The organism is Pantoea sp. B270 (assembly GCF_018726825.1).
Taxonomy (GTDB): domain Bacteria; phylum Pseudomonadota; class Gammaproteobacteria; order Enterobacterales; family Enterobacteriaceae; genus Pantoea; species Pantoea dispersa.
In genome coordinates, this window is record NZ_JAHCSX010000001.1 from 3,403,440 (window position 1) to 3,417,875 (window position 14,436).

14 protein-coding genes are annotated in these 14,436 nt (G+C 56.3%); all 14 read left to right on the forward strand.

All coding sequences use genetic code 11. The annotated features are described in order from the left end of the window. The first annotated feature begins 178 nt into the window (after positions 1–178). A complete protein-coding gene (gene tsf, locus KOL70_RS16065) occupies positions 179–1,030 on the forward strand; it encodes a translation elongation factor Ts (protein WP_141496275.1) in 852 nt (283 codons plus the stop codon). Positions 1,031–1,183: 153 nt separating this feature from the next. Continuing rightward, the gene (gene pyrH / locus KOL70_RS16070; protein WP_010616191.1) at positions 1,184–1,909 is read left to right on the forward strand and encodes a UMP kinase; all 726 of its coding nucleotides are present in this window, start codon (positions 1,184–1,186) and stop codon (positions 1,907–1,909) included. 148 nt (positions 1,910–2,057) lie between these two features. Further along, positions 2,058–2,615 carry a ribosome recycling factor gene (frr, locus tag KOL70_RS16075; protein ID WP_021507488.1) on the forward strand — a complete coding sequence of 186 codons (558 nt, stop codon included), beginning with the start codon at positions 2,058–2,060 and terminating at the stop codon, positions 2,613–2,615. Between the two features lie 115 nt (positions 2,616–2,730). Further along, entirely contained in the window at positions 2,731–3,933 is a 1,203-nt protein-coding gene (ispC, locus tag KOL70_RS16080; protein WP_215480909.1) for a 1-deoxy-D-xylulose-5-phosphate reductoisomerase, read from the forward strand. Positions 3,934–4,098: 165 nt separating this feature from the next. Beyond that, positions 4,099–4,851: a (2E,6E)-farnesyl-diphosphate-specific ditrans,polycis-undecaprenyl-diphosphate synthase gene (gene ispU / locus KOL70_RS16085; RefSeq protein ID WP_058759529.1), complete on the forward strand. Its 753-nt coding sequence runs from the start codon at positions 4,099–4,101 to the stop codon at positions 4,849–4,851. 18 nt (positions 4,852–4,869) lie between these two features. Next, a complete protein-coding gene (gene cdsA / locus KOL70_RS16090; protein ID WP_010616187.1) occupies positions 4,870–5,727 on the forward strand; it encodes a phosphatidate cytidylyltransferase in 858 nt (285 codons plus the stop codon). Positions 5,728–5,739: 12 nt separating this feature from the next. After that, positions 5,740–7,089 carry a sigma E protease regulator RseP gene (gene rseP / locus KOL70_RS16095; RefSeq protein WP_215480910.1) on the forward strand — a complete coding sequence of 450 codons (1,350 nt, stop codon included), beginning with the start codon at positions 5,740–5,742 and terminating at the stop codon, positions 7,087–7,089. A gap of 51 nt (positions 7,090–7,140) precedes the next feature. Next, a complete protein-coding gene (gene bamA, locus KOL70_RS16100) occupies positions 7,141–9,552 on the forward strand; it encodes an outer membrane protein assembly factor BamA (protein WP_021507483.1) in 2,412 nt (803 codons plus the stop codon). 113 nt (positions 9,553–9,665) lie between these two features. Then, entirely contained in the window at positions 9,666–10,163 is a 498-nt protein-coding gene (gene skp, locus KOL70_RS16105) for a molecular chaperone Skp (RefSeq protein ID WP_021507482.1), read from the forward strand. Between the two features lie 3 nt (positions 10,164–10,166). Further along, positions 10,167–11,192 (forward strand): UDP-3-O-(3-hydroxymyristoyl)glucosamine N-acyltransferase, encoded by a 1,026-nt coding sequence (gene lpxD / locus KOL70_RS16110; RefSeq protein WP_021507481.1) that lies wholly within the window; start codon positions 10,167–10,169, stop codon positions 11,190–11,192. A 194-nt stretch (positions 11,193–11,386) separates the two neighbouring features. Further along, entirely contained in the window at positions 11,387–11,842 is a 456-nt protein-coding gene (gene fabZ / locus KOL70_RS16115; RefSeq protein WP_013507953.1) for a 3-hydroxyacyl-ACP dehydratase FabZ, read from the forward strand. A 3-nt stretch (positions 11,843–11,845) separates the two neighbouring features. After that, positions 11,846–12,634, forward strand: coding sequence for an acyl-ACP--UDP-N-acetylglucosamine O-acyltransferase (lpxA, locus tag KOL70_RS16120; RefSeq protein WP_021507480.1), 789 nt, complete (start codon positions 11,846–11,848; stop codon positions 12,632–12,634). 3 nt (positions 12,635–12,637) lie between these two features. Next, entirely contained in the window at positions 12,638–13,786 is a 1,149-nt protein-coding gene (gene lpxB, locus KOL70_RS16125) for a lipid-A-disaccharide synthase (RefSeq protein ID WP_058759532.1), read from the forward strand. Then, the gene (rnhB, locus tag KOL70_RS16130; protein ID WP_215480911.1) at positions 13,779–14,405 is read left to right on the forward strand and encodes a ribonuclease HII; all 627 of its coding nucleotides are present in this window, start codon (positions 13,779–13,781) and stop codon (positions 14,403–14,405) included. Before lpxB ends, rnhB begins: the two co-directional genes overlap by 8 nt. Positions 14,406–14,436 lie beyond the last annotated feature (31 nt).

Below are 14,436 nucleotides of genomic sequence, written 5' to 3' on the forward strand. Positions count from 1 at the left end.
AGGTTCGCTCTTTCTGAGAGCCCTTAGACATCAGATGTGATCTGTTAAGGGGCCGTGAAGGCCCCTTTATTTATCTCACTTAGTCACGCACCCTTTTCGGGCTGGCGGGGCAAGTAAATTTTCCGCAACAAGTTTCTGACAGTGTGAAAGCACTGCGAGACGAATCGAGGATTCTGGAATGGCTGAAATTACCGCTGCACTGGTAAAAGAACTGCGCGAGCGTACTGGCGCAGGCATGATGGACTGCAAAAAAGCGCTGACCGAAGCGAACGGCGACATTGAGCTGGCGATCGAGAACATGCGAAAGTCTGGTGCGATCAAAGCTGCTAAGAAAGCAGGCAACGTGGCTGCTGACGGCGTGATCAAAACCAAAATCGCTGGCGACTATGGCGTGATTCTGGAAGTGAACTGCCAGACTGACTTCGTGGCAAAAGATGCCGGTTTCCAGGCCTTTGCTGACAAAGTGCTGGACGCTGCTGCTGCCGGTAAAGTGACTGATGTGGAAGTTCTGAAAGCGCAGTTCGAAGAAGAGCGCGTGGCACTGGTTGCGAAAATCGGTGAGAACATCAACATCCGTCGTGTTGCTGTCCTCGAAGGCGCAGAGCTGGGTAGCTACCTGCACGGCGCGCGCATCGGCGTTCTGGTTTCAGCGAAAGGCGCTAACGAAGATCTGATCAAACAGATCGCGATGCACGTTGCAGCGAGCAAGCCTGAATTCGTTAAACCAGAAGACGTTTCTGCTGACGTGGTTGAGAAAGAGTACCAGGTTCAGCTGGACATCGCGATGCAGTCTGGCAAGCCAAAAGAGATCGCAGAGAAGATGGTTGAAGGCCGTATGAAGAAATTCACCGGCGAAGTCTCTCTGACCGGTCAGGCTTTCGTTATCGATCCGAGCAAAACTGTTGGCCAGGCGCTGAAAGAGAAAGGCGCTGACGTGATCAACTTCATCCGCTTCGAAGTGGGCGAAGGCATTGAGAAAGTCGAATCTGACTTTGCAGCCGAAGTTGCTGCCATGTCCAAACAGTCTTAATGGTTTGCAGGAACCGCCGAGAGGCGGTTCTTTTTTGTCTGCGTTTTGGCGCAGCAATTTTCAGTCTCATCCCAATAGCTTTTCTCACGCGCTAAGCGGATGATCGATCAGATTTAACTTCTCATTCATCTTATCTTCCAGGAAGAATTGACCATGGCGACCAACGCAAAACCTGTATATCAACGTATCTTACTGAAACTGAGCGGCGAAGCACTGCAGGGTGCCGAAGGTTTTGGTATCGACGCGAGCGTGCTTGACCGTATGGCGCAAGAGGTGAAAGAGCTGGTTGAGCTGGGCATTCAGGTGGGTGTGGTAATTGGTGGCGGTAACCTGTTCCGTGGCGCGGGTCTGGCGCAGGCAGGTATGAACCGCGTGGTCGGCGACCACATGGGGATGCTGGCGACCGTGATGAACGGCCTGGCAATGCGTGACGCACTGCATCGTGCGTACGTTAACGCGCGCCTGATGTCGGCGATTCCGCTGAACGGCGTGTGTGATAACTACAGCTGGGCAGAAGCCATCAGCCTGCTGCGCAATAACCGCGTGGTGATCTTCTCTGCCGGTACCGGCAACCCGTTCTTTACCACCGACTCAGCGGCCTGCCTGCGCGGCATCGAAATCGAAGCGGACGTGGTACTGAAAGCGACCAAGGTCGACGGCGTCTACTCAGCCGACCCGGTGAAAAATCCGGATGCCACGCTGTATGAACAGCTGACCTACGGTGAAGTGCTGGAAAAAGAGCTGAAAGTGATGGATCTGGCCGCCTTTACGCTGGCGCGCGACCATCAACTGCCGATCCGCGTCTTCAATATGAACAAGCCTGGCGCGCTGCGTCGCGTAGTGATGGGTGAAAAAGAAGGCACCCTGATTACGCATTAATACCCGACGCAGGATAAAATAAGGTATATTCTGTTGGCGCGCTGCACTGCTGTCGCGCAGCATTCAGGATGATCGATGTTTATCGATACCGTTTCCGTTCCGCTGCGTCCGGAAGTGGCCAGGTCAAACCGAATCCAAGGGTTTCAACGTGATTAACGATATTAAAAAAGATGCTGAAACGCGCATGGACAAATGCGTGGAAGCATTCAAAAACACCATCAGCAAAGTGCGCACCGGTCGTGCTTCGCCTTCACTGCTCGACGGCATCGTTGTGGAATATTACGGTACGCCAACGCCGCTGCGTCAGCTGGCCAGCGTCACCGTTGAAGATTCACGCACGCTGAAAATCAACGTGTTCGATCGCTCAATGGGTCCGGCAGTCGAGAAAGCCATCATGGCTTCTGACCTCGGCCTCAACCCAAGCTCAGCCGGTAGCGACATTCGTGTTCCACTGCCTGCGCTGACCGAAGAGCGTCGTAAAGATCTGATCAAGGTTGTGCGTGGCGAAGCCGAGCAGGGTCGTGTTTCCGTGCGCAACGTGCGCCGTGACGCGAACGACAAGATCAAGGCGCTGCTGAAAGACAAAGAGATCAGCGAAGACGACGAACGTCGCTCGCAGGACGAGATCCAGAAAATGACCGACGTTCGCATCAAACACGTTGATGCGGCGCTGGCCGAGAAAGAGAAGGAACTGATGGAATTCTGATTCCGTCATTTGCCTGACAAAACGCCGTTCAGAGACGTAGTACGACTCTGGCGGCGTTTTACATTGTGCCCGGCGTACGCGCGGGCGCGCACCACGACTTCACAGGGACAGCACCATGAAGCGATTAACTCTGCTGGGTTCGACCGGCTCAATTGGCACCAGCACGCTGGCGGTAGTGGCGGCGCATCCTGAGCTCTATCAGGTGACTGCGCTGGTGGCCGGTCAGAATGTGGCGCTGATGGCCGAACAGTGTCAGCAATTTAAACCGCGCTACGCGGCGATGTCCGACGACGCTTCCGCTGCGGCGCTGCGTGAACGACTGAAAGCACTCAACATGGATACGGAAGTGCTCTCCGGCGTTCAGGCCGCCTGCGAACTGGCCGCACTGGATGAGGTCGATCAGGTAATGGCCGCCATTGTGGGCGCTTCCGGCTTACAACCGACGCTGGCCGCCATTCGCGCCGGCAAAACCGTCCTGCTTGCCAATAAAGAATCGCTTGTCACATGCGGCCGTTTGTTTATGGAGGCGGTACGCCAGCATCAGGCGCAGCTGCTGCCGGTCGACAGCGAGCACAACGCCATTTTTCAGAGTTTGCCCGCTTCCATACAGCATCAGTTGGGGTACGCTGATCTGCGGGAGAATGGCATCGAGTCGATTCTCCTTACGGGATCGGGTGGTCCTTTTCGTGACACGCCATTAGCCGAGCTGGCCGCTATGACGCCAGATCAGGCCTGTGCGCATCCGAACTGGTCAATGGGGCGTAAAATCTCCGTTGATTCGGCCACCATGATGAATAAAGGTCTTGAATACATTGAAGCCCGCTGGCTGTTTAACGCCACCGACGCACAAATGGAGGTCATCCTGCATCCGCAGTCGGTGATTCACTCCATGGTGCGATACTGCGACGGTAGCGTGCTGGCGCAGCTGGGTTCACCCGATATGCGCACGCCAATCGCCCACAGCATGGCCTGGCCGGCACGTATTACCGCAGGCGTAACGCCGCTTGATTTCACCCGAATGAAGGCGCTGACGTTTGCTGAGCCGGACTACGAACGCTATCCCTGCCTGAAGCTGGCAATCGATGCATGCGCAACCGGACAGGCGGCCACCACCACGCTGAACGCAGCCAATGAAGTCGCGGTAGCGGCATTTCTGCAGCATCAGATTCGCTTTACCGATATCGCGGCCATCAACAGTGAAGTGCTGGCAACCCTGCAGTGTCAGGAGCCGGGCAGCGTGGATGACGTGATGGAGATTGATCGGATCGCACGCGTGCGGGCCACGGCGTTGCTGCCGCGCTTTCGTTTAGCCGGTTGATGGTGGCGCTATTTGTTCGCTCAGGGTGAAAATGGTATAGTCGCTCGCTCGCGTTTTACGGCCCGACATTGTTTCGATGTCATCCGGTGAGGTTACCGGCGTTTGCCGCAGGCGCAATGTATTCAGAAACCACAGCATTTCTGATGAAAGGAATTATTACGCGTTATGTCGTCCAACAATCACAATACAATCGATGACGGGTCGTACTGCACGCCACGTCACGTGGCCATCATTATGGATGGTAATGGTCGCTGGGCAAAAAATCAGGGCAAACTGCGTATTTCAGGCCACAAAGCCGGGGTAAAATCAGTACGCCGGGCTGTCAGCTTTGCGGTCAGCAACAAGCTGGAAGCGCTCACGCTCTATGCGTTCAGCAGTGAAAACTGGAGCCGACCGGTACAGGAAGTGACGGCCTTAATGGAATTGTTTGTCTGGGCGCTCGACAGCGAAGTCAAAAGCCTGCACAAGCACAATGTGCGTCTGCGCATTATTGGTGATATCAGCCGTTTCAATAACCGCATTCAGGAACGCATTCGCCGCGCCGAGGAACTGACTCAGCAAAATGATGGACTCACCCTCAACATTGCTGCCAACTATGGCGGCCGTTGGGATATTATCCAGGGTGTAAAAAAACTGGCTGAACAGGTTCAGGAAGGACTGCTACGTCCTGACCAGATAACTGAAGAAAGTCTGGCTCCGCATCTGTGTATGCAGGAGCTGGCGCCGGTGGATTTAGTGATAAGGACCGGGGGAGAGCATCGGATCAGCAACTTCCTGCTGTGGCAGATCGCCTATGCTGAGTTTTGGTTTACCGATGTTCTCTGGCCTGATTTTGATGAACACGTTTTTGAAGGTGCACTGAATGCATTCTCTCTGCGGGAGCGACGCTATGGCGGCGCTGCACCAGGCGGCGCCTGAGCAACCTGGGGGTAACCTTTGCTGAAGTCTCGTCTGATCACCGCGTTTATTCTGATTCCGCTGGTGATCGCTGCTCTGTTTTGGTTGCCGCTGTCCGGTTTTGCGATTACCACCATCATCATCTGCATGCTTGCCGCCTGGGAGTGGGGGCAGCTGGCGGGGATGGCAACGCGTCAGCAGCGTATCTGGCTGGCGGTGCTATGCGGCCTGCTGCTGGCGGTGATGCTGTTCACCCTGCAACCCTATCAACGTAATCTGCACCAGTTCCAGATGGAGAGCTCGCTCTGGGCCTCGCTGGGCTGGTGGATTGTCGCGCTGTTTCTCGTGCTGTTTTATCCGGCCTCCGCTGCGCTGTGGCGCGCATCGCGTCCGCTGCGCCTGCTGTTTGGCGTGCTGACCGTGGTGCCGTTCTTCTGGGGCATGATGGCGCTGCGCCAGTATCACTATGACACCGACCATTTCGCCGGCGCCTGGTGGCTGCTGTTCGTGATGTTCCTCGTCTGGGGCGCGGATTCCGGTGCTTACATGTTTGGTCGTCTGTTCGGCAAGCATAAGCTGGCGCCGAAAGTCTCGCCGGGCAAAACCTGGGAAGGCTTCTTTGGCGGACTGCTGTCATCGGCGATTATCGCCTGGCTGTTTGCGCTGCTGGCCCCGCTATCGGTGGCGCCGGGCACGCTGATTATCTGCGCCGTGATTGCCACGCTGGCCTCCGTGCTGGGCGATCTCACGGAAAGTATGTTCAAACGTGAAGCCGGTATCAAAGACAGCGGTAACCTGATTCCGGGGCACGGTGGTATCCTCGATCGCATTGATAGCCTGACAGCCGCAGTGCCGGTATTTGCCTGCCTGCTGCTGCTGGTGTTCCGCACCCTCTGAGGATAAGCGACGATGTTGAGCATACTCTGGAGTTTTGTCGCCTTTATCGTGGCGCTCGGCGTGCTGATTACGGTGCACGAGTTCGGCCACTTCTGGGTGGCGCGTCGCTGCGGTGTCAAAGTAGAACGCTTCTCGATCGGTTTCGGCAAAGCCCTGTGGCGTCGCACTGACCGCCAGGGCACGGAATACGTGATCGCGCTGATTCCGCTCGGTGGCTACGTCAAAATGCTCGACGAGCGCGTAGAGAGCGTGCCCGCTGAGCTGCGTCATCAGGCCTTCAACAATAAAACCGTGCTGCAGCGTGCCTCAATCATTGCCGCCGGTCCCATCGCCAATTTCATCTTTGCCGTGTTCGCCTACTGGGTGGTGTTCATCCATGGTGTGCCGGGTGTTCGCCCGGTGGTCGGCGAAATTATGAGCGGTTCCGTCGCGGCAGAAGCGCAAATTACCTCCGGCATGGAACTTAAAGCGGTTGACGGTATCGAAACGCCTGACTGGGATGCTGTGCGCCTGGCGCTGATCGGTAAAATCGGCGACAGCAGCGCCACGCTGACCGTGTCACAGTTTGGTCAGCAGGCGACGCAGCAGAAGCAGCTCAATCTGCGTGACTGGCAATTTGAACCGGACAAACAGGACCCGGTGGTCGCTTTAGGTATTCGACCGCGCGGGCCGCAAATCGAAACCACGCTGGCAGAAGTGCAGGCGCGTTCACCGGCAAGTGCTGCCGGTTTGCAAGCCGGCGACAGGATCGTTAAAGTCGATGGTCAGCCATTAACGCAATGGCAGGTTTTTGCGGCTCAGGTTCGGGATAATCCCGGCAAAAACATGGCGCTGGAGGTTGAGCGTAACGGTGAACCGTTAACGCTGACGCTAACGCCGGAAGCGAAACCGGGCAACGCAGCGGAAGGTTTTGCCGGGGTGATCCCGCGTATGATCCCGCTGCCGGATGAGTACAAAACGGTAAAACAGTACGGACCTTTCGCCGCGATTGGTGAAGCCGGTGTCAAAACCTGGCAACTGATGAAGCTGACGGTTTCGATGCTGGGCAAGTTGATAACCGGGGACGTTAAGCTGAATAACCTGAGCGGGCCAATTTCGATTGCGCAGGGTGCCGGATTATCAGCTGAATATGGGGTGATTTATTACCTGATGTTCCTCGCGCTGATTAGCGTCAACTTAGGGATCATCAATCTGTTCCCTCTGCCGGTTTTAGATGGTGGACATCTGCTCTTTCTGGCGATCGAAAAGATCAAAGGTGGACCGGTGTCCGAGCGAGTTCAGGACTTCAGTTATCGCATCGGCTCAATTTTGCTGGTGCTTTTAATGGGGCTTGCACTTTTCAATGATTTCTCTCGCCTGTAATCGCTGGAACGCAGACAGGCGCGGGATGTGTTAGGAAAACGCATAACAACGATGGCGATGAAAAAGTTGCTCATAGCGTCGCTGCTGTTTAGCAGCGCCACCGTTTACGGTGCAGACGATTTCGTAGTGAAGGACATTCATTTCGAAGGTCTACAGCGAGTCGCCGTCGGCGCGGCTCTGCTCAGCATGCCGGTACGCGTCGGTGATACGGTGAATGATGATGACATCAGAAACACCATTCGCTCACTGTTCGCTACCGGTAACTTTGAAGATGTCCAGGTTCTGCGTGACGGCACCACCCTGATTGTTCAGGTGAAGGAACGTCCGACCATTGCCAGCATCACCTTCTCCGGTAACAAAGCGGTGAAAGAGGATCAGCTGAAGGAGAACCTTGAGGCCTCCGGTGTGCGCGTTGGCGAAGCGCTTGACCGCACCACGCTCTCTTCCATCGAGAAGGGGCTGGAGGACTTTTACTACAGCGTCGGTAAATATACCGCCAGCGTCAAAGCCATCGCGACGCCGCTGCCGCGTAACCGTGTCGATCTGAAATTCGTCTTCCAGGAAGGCGTCTCGGCCAAGATCCAGCAGATCAACATTGTCGGCAACAAAGCGTTCAGCTCAGACGAACTGATCTCCCGCTTCCAGCTGCGCGATGAAGTGCCGTGGTGGAACGTGGTGGGCGATCGTAAATACCAGAAGCAGAAACTGGCGGGCGATCTCGAAACCCTGCGCAGCTTCTATCTGGATCGCGGTTATGCGCGTTTCAATATTGATTCCACGCAGGTGAGCCTGACGCCGGACAAGAAAGGCATCTACATCACCGTCAACATCACCGAAGGCGATCAGTACAAGATTGCCGGCGTGATCGTCAACGGCAGCATGGCAGGCCACTCGGCGGAAATTGAGCACCTGACGCAGATTCCTAACGGTGAGCTGTATAACGGCACCAAAGTCACCCAGATGGAAGATGACATCAAGAAGCTGCTGGGCCGTTATGGCTACGCCTATCCACGCGTGGTGACGCAGCCGGAGATCAACGATGCGGATAAAACCGTTAAGCTGCACATCAACGTTGATGCCGGTAACCGTTACTACGTGCGTAAAGTGCGTTTTGAAGGTAACGACACCTCGAAAGATGCCGTACTGCGCCGCGAAATGCGTCAGATGGAAGGCGCATGGCTGGGCAGCGACCTCGTCGATCAGGGCAAAGAGCGCCTGAACCGTACCGGTTACTTCGAAACCGTGGACGTTGATACCCAGCGCGTTCCGGGCTCGCCAGACCAGGTTGACGTGGTTTACAAAGTCAAAGAGCGTAACACCGGTACCTTCAACTTTGGTGTGGGTTACGGTACGGAGAGTGGCGTCAGCTTCCAGGTCGGCGTGACCCAGGAGAACTGGCTCGGCACCGGTAATACCGTCGGCATCAGCGGTACCAAGAACGACTACCAGACCTACGCAGAATTCTCACTCACCGATCCATACTTCACGGTGGACGGTGTGAGCCTCGGCGGCCGCCTCTTCTACAACGACTTTAAAGCGGATGATGCTGATCTCTCCGACTACACCAACAAAAGTTACGGTGTGGACGGTACGCTCGGCTTCCCGGTTAACGAAAACAACACGCTGCGCGTCGGCTTAGGTTATGTGCACAACGACCTGTCCAACATGCGTCCGCAGGTGGCGATGTGGCGTTACCTCGACTCGGTGGGGCGTCATCAGGGGCTGAATGATGACGGTGATTTCTCTGCGGATGACTTCACCTTCAACTACGGCTGGACGTACAACACGCTCGATCGTGGTTTCTTCCCGACGCGCGGTAACCGTACCAACCTGAACGGTAAAGTGACCATTCCGGGCTCTGATAACTCGTTCTATAAAGCGACGCTGGACACCCAGCAGTACGTGCCGCTGAACCGTGATGGCACCTGGGTGGTGCTGGGTCGTGGCCGTGTTGGCTACGGTGACGGACTCGGTGGCAAAGAGATGCCGTTCTATGAGAACTTCTACGCCGGCGGTTCCAGCACCGTGCGTGGCTTCCAGTCCAACACCATTGGTCCGAAAGCCGCTTACCTGAACGATCGCTCGTCGAGCTGTAATCTGACCGATCCGGACGGCATCTGTAAGTCTGACGATGCGGTGGGCGGTAACGCCATGGCGATCGCCAGCCTTGAGCTGATTACGCCAACGCCGTTCCTGAGCGAGAAATATGCAAACTCAGTACGTACCTCGGTATTTATGGATGCCGGTACCGTCTGGGATACCAAGTGGCAGAATACCGCGGAAACCCGCGCGGCGGGCATTCCGGACTACAGCGACCCGAACAACATTCGCGTCTCTGCCGGTCTTGCGCTGCAGTGGATGTCGCCACTTGGACCACTGGTGTTCTCCTACGCACAGCCAGTGAAAAAAGTCGAGGGAGACAAAGCAGAACAGTTCCAGTTTAACATCGGTAAAACCTGGTAAGGTTCTGAGCACGGAAGCAGAGTCGTAGTACGGCATCGCGCCGGCGCCAGACGGGAGCCGGACGATGCCAACACTGTGTCGCTGACACAAACGTTGATGGTAAGGAGTTTATAGTGAAAAAGTTGTTGTGTGCCGCAGGTCTGGGTCTTGCTTTAGCGGTTTCCGCGGGCGTTCAGGCTGCTGACAAAATTGCAGTGGTAAACGTGTCCAGCATTTTCCAACAGTTACCGCAACGTGCGACCGTTGCTAAACAGCTGGAAAACGAATTCAAGGGCCGTGCCACTGAGCTGCAGAGCCAGGAGCGCGATCTGCAGACTAAAATGCAGAAACTGCAGCGTGATGGTTCAACCATGAAGGCCAGCGACCGCAGCCGCATGGAAAAAGACATCATGTCACAGCGCGAAGCATTCTCGACGAAAGCGCAGGCTTTCGATCAGGATAACCGCCGTCGTCAGATGGAAGAGCGTAACAAACTGCTGAGCCGTATTCAGGACGCAGTGAAGAAAGTGGCGGACAGCGAAGGGTATGACGTGGTAATCGACGCCAATGCCGTTGCCTATGCTTCTAACGCGAAAGACATTACTGCTGACGTGCTGAAACAGGTTAAATAATCGATGTCATCAATTCGACTGGCTGATTTAGCCCAGCAGTTGGATGCAGAATTGCACGGAGATGGCGATATCGCCATCTCCGGCATTGCTTCTATGCAATCCGCCACCCCTGGTCAAATCACTTTTCTTGCCAACAGCCGCTACCGCGAGCAGCTCGCACAGGTTCAGGCCTCAGCCGTGGTGCTGACGGAAGCGGATCTGGAGTGGTGTAAAACCGCCGCGCTGGTGGTGAAAAACCCTTACCTGACTTATGCCCGCATGGCACAACTGCTGGACACCACGCCGCAGCCCGCGCAAAATATCGCGCCCAGCGCCGTGATCGATCCGAGCGCGAAGCTGGGGAACAATGTCTCGGTGGGCGCTAACGCGGTCATCGAGTCCGGCGTTGAGCTGGGTGATGACGTGGTGATTGGCGCCGGCTGCTTTGTCGGCAAGCGCACGCGCATTGGCCGTGGTTCCCGTCTGTGGGCCAACGTTACGGTTTATCATGAGATTCAGATTGGTCAGGATTGTCTGATTCAGTCTGGCACCGTGATTGGTGCCGATGGTTTCGGTTATGCTAACGACCGCGGCAACTGGGTGAAAATTCCTCAGCTGGGCACCGTGGTGATTGGCGATCGGGTAGAAATTGGTGCCTGTACCACGATCGATCGCGGTGCGCTGGATAACACTCTGATCGGCAATGGTGTTATCATAGACAACCAGTGTCAGATTGCGCACAACGTCGTGATTGGTGATAACACCGCGGTTGCCGGTGGTGTGATCATGGCGGGTAGTCTGAAGATTGGGCGTTACTGTATGATTGGCGGAGCCAGCGTCATTAACGGCCATATGGAAATCTGTGACAAAGTGACGGTAACCGGCATGGGCATGGTCATGCGTCCCATCACAGAGCCTGGGGTATACTCATCGGGTATCCCGCTGCAACCCAACAAAACCTGGCGTAAAACGGCAGCGCTGGTGATGAACATCGATGACATGAGCAAACGCTTAAAAGCCATCGAACGCAAGGTCGGCAAAGACGACTGAGCACATCCCGGCTCTACCCGCTTTCATAATAAAGCAGCGTACCTTCTTTCACCTCGGGGTTAACCAGAGTGCGGCAGCAGGTATCATGGTAAGCGAAACGCCACTGAACTGATTTGCGGCCTGCGAAAGATCATTTTGATCGGTGCAGGCCGTGTTATTGTTGCCATCAGATTTTTTAGGACAGGAAGAGTATTTTGACAACTGAAACGCATACTCTGAAAATTGAAGAGATTTTAGAACTGCTGCCGCACCGCTACCCGTTTTTGCTGGTTGACCGCGTGCTGGAATTTGAAGAGCATAAATATCTGCGTGCGGTAAAGAACGTTTCTGTTAATGAACCGTTTTTCCAGGGACACTTCCCTGGTAAACCGATTTTCCCAGGCGTTCTGATCCTGGAAGCGATGGCGCAGGCGACCGGTATTCTGGCGTTTAAAAGCGTTGGAAAACTGGAACCGGGCGAGCTGTACTATTTCGCCGGTATCGACGAAGCCCGTTTCAAGCGTCCGGTAGTGCCGGGCGACCAGATGATCATGGAAGTCACCTTCGAGAAGACCCGCCGTGGCCTGACGCGCTTCAAAGGCGTGGCAACCGTAGACGGTAAGATTGTCTGTGAAGCGACCATGATGTGTGCCCGTAGCCGGGAGGCATAATTAGTGATTGATTCAACCGCCAGCATCCATCCAACGTCCATCATTGAAGAAGGTGCGGTGATCGGCGCCAACGTCCAAATCGGTCCGTTTTGTGTTGTCGGAGCGAACGTGGAAATTGGCGAAGGCACGGTGCTGAAATCGCACGTGGTGGTGAATGGCCACACGCGTATCGGTAAAGATAACCAGATCTACCAGTTCGTTTCGATTGGCGAAGTGAATCAGGATCTGAAATATGCCGGTGAACCGACCCGCGTTGAAGTCGGCGATCGCAACCGCATCCGCGAGAGCGTCACCATTCATCGTGGCACCACGCAGGGTGGCGGCCTGACCAAAGTCGGCAGCGACAACCTGCTGATGGTCAACGCGCACATTGCCCATGACTGCGTGATCGGCAATCGCTGTATTCTGGCCAACAACGTAACGCTGGGCGGCCACGTTACCGTGGATGATTTTGCCATCATCGGCGGCGTGACGGCGGTGCACCAGTGGTGCACCATTGGTGCCCACGTGATGGTAGGCGGTTGTTCCGGCGTCGCGCAGGACGTGCCGCCGTACGTGATTGCGCAGGGCAACCATGCCACGCCGTTCGGTGTCAATATCGAAGGCCTGAAGCGTCGTGGCTTCAGCAAAGAAGCACTGCACGCCATTCGTAACGCGTACAAGCTGCTGTACCGCAGCGGTAAAACGCTGGATGAAGTGAAGCCGGAGATTGAAGAACTGGCTAAACTTCATAGCGAAGTGCAGCCTTTCTACGACTTCTTTGCCCGTTCTACCCGTGGATTGATTCGTTAATTCATGTCAGTGCGTCCCTTAACGATTGCCCTGGTCGCCGGAGAAACCTCCGGCGATATTCTTGGTGCCGGATTGATTCGTGCGCTGAAAGCGCGCCATCCTGACGCGCGCTTCGTTGGCGTTGCCGGTCCGCTGATGCAGGCCGAAGGCTGCGAAGCCTGGTACGAGATGGAAGAGCTGGCGGTAATGGGCATCGTTGAGGTGCTTGGCCGCCTGCGCCGTTTGCTGCACATCCGCAAGGATTTAACCCAGCGCTTTACCGAGCTGCGGCCGGATGTCTTCGTCGGCATCGATGCCCCGGATTTCAACATCACGCTGGAAGGCAACCTCAAGCGTGCCGGCATTCGCACCATTCATTACGTCAGTCCTTCCGTATGGGCCTGGCGACAAAAGCGTGTGTTCAAAATTGGCCGCAACACCGATCTGGTGCTGGCGTTTCTGCCTTTTGAAAAAGCGTTTTACGATCGCTACAACGTGCCGTGCCGCTTTATCGGGCACACCATGGCCGATGCGATGCCGCTGCAGCCGGACAAACTGGCCGCGCGGCGTGAATTAGGCATCGCGGATGATGCGCTGTGCCTCGGCCTGCTGCCGGGCAGCCGCGGCGCGGAAGTGGAGATGCTCAGCGCCGATTTCCTGCGCGCTGCACAGCTGCTGCGCCAGCGCTATCCGGCGCTGGAGATCGTGGTGCCGCTGGTTAACGCGAAGCGGCGCGCGCAGTTCGAGCAGATTAAAGCCAGCGTCGCGCCGGAATTGCCGATGCACCTGCTGGATGGCAAAGGGCGCCAGGCGATGATCGCCAGCGACGCAGCGATTCTGGCTTCCGGCACTGCAGCGCTGGAGTGCATGCTGGCGAAATGCCCGATGGTGGTGGGCTATCGTATGAAGCCGTTCACCTTCTGGCTGGCGAAGCGGCTGGTGAAAACCCCGTACGTTTCGCTGCCTAACCTGCTGGCCGGCCGTGAGCTGGTGCAGGAGCTGCTGCAGGAGGAGTGCCAGCCTGCAGCGTTAGCCGCGGCGCTGGAGCCGCTGTTGCATGCCGGTCCGGAGCGTGACGCGCTGCTGGCCACTTTCACCCAATTGCATCAGCAGATTCGCTGGAACGCCGACGAACAGGCGGCGGATGCGGTACTGGAGATTGCCAATGGCTGAATTTGTCTATCCTGACGCCCGGCTGATTGCCGGCGTTGATGAAGTCGGACGTGGCCCGCTGGTCGGTGCCGTGGTGACCGCCGCCGTGATCCTCGATCCGGCGCGGCCGATTGCCGGCCTGGCGGATTCCAAAAAGCTGTCTGAAAAGCGCCGCCTTGCGCTGTTTGATGAAATCAAAGAGAAAGCGCTGGCGTGGAGCCTGGGCCGCGCTGAGCCGGAAGAGATTGACCAGCTGAACATCCTGCACGCCACCATGCTGGCGATGCAGCGCGCGGTTGCCGGTCTGCATATTGCACCGGATTTTGTCCTGATTGATGGCAACCGCTGTCCGGCGCTGCCGATGCCGTCGCAGGCGGTGGTGAAGGGCGATAGTCTGGTGCGGGAAATCAGCGCCGCCTCGATCATCGCCAAAGTCACGCGCGACCGCGAAATGGCCGAGCTGGACCTGCTGTTTCCGCAGTACGGTTTCGCCCAGCACAAAGGCTATCCGACCGCGCTGCACATGGAAAAACTGACGCAGTTTGGTGCCACACCTCACCACCGCCGCAGCTTTGCGCCGGTGCGTAACGCCCTGATTGATGCTGATGTGCTGGCCGCGCGCCAGCCGACTACGCTTTAATAGCCTGACGCTGTTTTAACCGGAAACTGAT

Excerpts from the sequence above, each read along its gene's own strand:
- lpxB (WP_058759532.1), top strand. The coding sequence starts at position 12,638 with ATGTCAGTGCGTCCCTTAACGATTGCCCTGGTCGCCGGAGAAACCTCC.
- ispU (WP_058759529.1), top strand. The coding sequence starts at position 4,099 with ATGTCGTCCAACAATCACAATACAATCGATGACGGGTCGTACTGCACG.
- tsf (WP_141496275.1), top strand. The coding sequence starts at position 179 with ATGGCTGAAATTACCGCTGCACTGGTAAAAGAACTGCGCGAGCGTACT.
- pyrH (WP_010616191.1), top strand. The coding sequence starts at position 1,184 with ATGGCGACCAACGCAAAACCTGTATATCAACGTATCTTACTGAAACTG.
- lpxD (WP_021507481.1), top strand. The coding sequence starts at position 10,167 with ATGTCATCAATTCGACTGGCTGATTTAGCCCAGCAGTTGGATGCAGAA.
- rnhB (WP_215480911.1), top strand. The coding sequence starts at position 13,779 with ATGGCTGAATTTGTCTATCCTGACGCCCGGCTGATTGCCGGCGTTGAT.
- ispC (WP_215480909.1), top strand. The coding sequence starts at position 2,731 with ATGAAGCGATTAACTCTGCTGGGTTCGACCGGCTCAATTGGCACCAGC.
- rseP (WP_215480910.1), top strand. The coding sequence starts at position 5,740 with ATGTTGAGCATACTCTGGAGTTTTGTCGCCTTTATCGTGGCGCTCGGC.
- bamA (WP_021507483.1), top strand. The coding sequence starts at position 7,141 with ATGGCGATGAAAAAGTTGCTCATAGCGTCGCTGCTGTTTAGCAGCGCC.